Genomic DNA, 2,138 nt, shown 5'->3' on the forward strand with positions numbered 1-2,138 from the left:
GGGTGACATACATGAATAGTTCTTTATATGCAAAGCTTGCTGCAACGAACATTCGTAAAAATGCTAAAAATTATTTGCCATATATTCTTACTTGTTTGATAACAATAATGATGTTTTATATGATGTGTTTTTTGGCAAATAATTCTGCCCTCGGTTCTATGGCAGGTGGGGGATCACTTTCCATAATTTTAAGTCTAGGAACGATAGTAATCGGGATTTTTGCAGTAATTTTTCTTTTTTACACAAATAGTTTTTTAATCAAGCGAAGAAAAAAAGAAATAGGTCTCTATAACATATTGGGAATGGAGAAGAAGCACATTGCCAAGGTGTTGGCATTTGAAAATCTTTATGTTGCAATAATCAGTCTAACCTTAGGACTATCATTTGGTATTTTACTTAGTAAGTTAATGGTTTTAACGCTTGGTAAGCTGCTTAATTTTAAGATAGCGTTTGGATTTGAAATCTCTGAGTTTGCTTTATTAACTACACTGATTTTATTTGTTGTTATTTTCTTGTTACTATTATTAAGTAATCTACGACAGATTCATCTGGCAAATCCAATTGAATTATTACGTGGAAAGCAAGTAGGTGAGAAAGAACCGAAAACAAAGTGGATTCTAGCACTTATCGGTTTGGCTTGTTTATCAGGAGGTTATTATATTTCAGTAACAACCAAATCACCATTGCAAGCATTGGGCTTGTTCTTTGTAGCGGTAATCTTAGTTATTATAGGAACTTATTGTGTGTTTACCGCAGGTAGTATCGCCATTCTTAAAATACTTCGTAAAAATAAGCGATATTATTACAAAGCGAATCATTTTATCTCAGTATCGGGTATGATATACCGTATGAAACAAAATGCGGTAGGGTTAGCAAATATCTGTATCTTAAGTACTATGGTTCTTGTTATGATATCCTCTACAGTATCTCTTTATATCGGATTTGAAGACACTCTAAGAAGTATGTACCCAAAGAATATTGCAGTATCTGGATATAGTATTAGTGAGGAAGAAGCCAGAGAACTAACGGATGTAATAAATGAGATTACAAATAGTCATCAAGTAGCGCAAAAAGATGTGATTTCTTATCGTTACATGAGCCAAGGGGTGAAGAAACAGGGAAACCAGTTTCTATGGAATGACTCTTACGTTTATGGTGAAACGACTCTTTATTTGATACCACTCTCTGATTACAATAAGTTACTTGGAGAAACAAACACACTAAAATCAGACGAAGTACTTGTTAAATATTCGAATTATACGAAAAGTAGGTTTACTGACGAAACAATAGTAATTGGTAAAGAAAACTTTCATATTAAAGAAATGACAGAAGTGTCTAAAAAAGATATTTATTATAAACAGGATATGATTGATATCTATTATATCATCCTACCGGATATAGATACCTTTGAAAAAATTAGCAAAGAATTAGATAACATAAAAGGAGATAATAATAGAATCCATTTTTATTATGGATTTGATATTGATGCTCCAAAAGAAAAGCAATTGGAGATATATGAAAGTATCCAAGAGCTAAGAGCTCAAGAAGATGTTGAACTATACCAAAAATTTTATGTACGAAGTGTAGAAGACGCGAGAGATGAATTCTTTTTTGTCTATGGTGGTCTCTTTTTCCTTGGTCTCTTTTTAGGAACTCTGTTCTTAATGGCAACTGTACTGATCATGTATTATAAACAGATTTCGGAAGGAAATGACGATAGAGAACGATTTGAGATTATGCAAAAAGTTGGTATGAGTCAAGAGGAAGTAAAAAAGACGATTCACAGTCAGGTGTTAATGGTATTTTTCCTTCCAATCGTAGCTGCTGCTATCCATATTGCCTTTGCATTTAATGTAATCACAAAACTATTAGCAGTTTTAGGTTTAACTAATGTTGCATTGTTTACAACTTGTACCTTAGTGACCTTGGGAGTATTTATTATATTCTATGCAGTTGTCTATGGACTTACTGCGAGAACTTATTATCGTATAGTGAAACACTAATTTATGAGCTATGTTATATTTCATTCTAATAAACGAACGTATTCATAGTTAGATACGGAATTAGCATGTAATTTATGTTTATATATTACAATAATGTAAGTTTGAAAAAGAGAATGTAAGCCAAAGCGATGGCTA

General features: G+C 32.2%; 1 protein-coding gene. It reads left to right on the forward strand.

Going from position 1 to position 2,138, the window contains the following annotated elements; translation table 11 throughout:
• Positions 1-11 precede the first annotated feature (11 nt).
• Positions 12-2,003, forward strand: a complete 1,992-nt coding sequence (locus tag RTP52_RS20180; RefSeq protein WP_312373180.1) for an ABC transporter permease — start codon at positions 12-14, stop codon at positions 2,001-2,003.
• Positions 2,004-2,138: the final 135 nt, after the last annotated feature.

Source organism: Lachnoclostridium sp. (assembly GCF_031997925.1).
Classification (GTDB): domain Bacteria; phylum Bacillota; class Clostridia; order Lachnospirales; family Lachnospiraceae; genus Lachnoclostridium.

Bases quoted from the DNA above. Each gene is read 5' to 3' on its own strand.
- RTP52_RS20180 (WP_312373180.1), top strand. From the start codon at position 12: ATGAATAGTTCTTTATATGCAAAGCTTGCTGCAACGAACATTCGTAAA.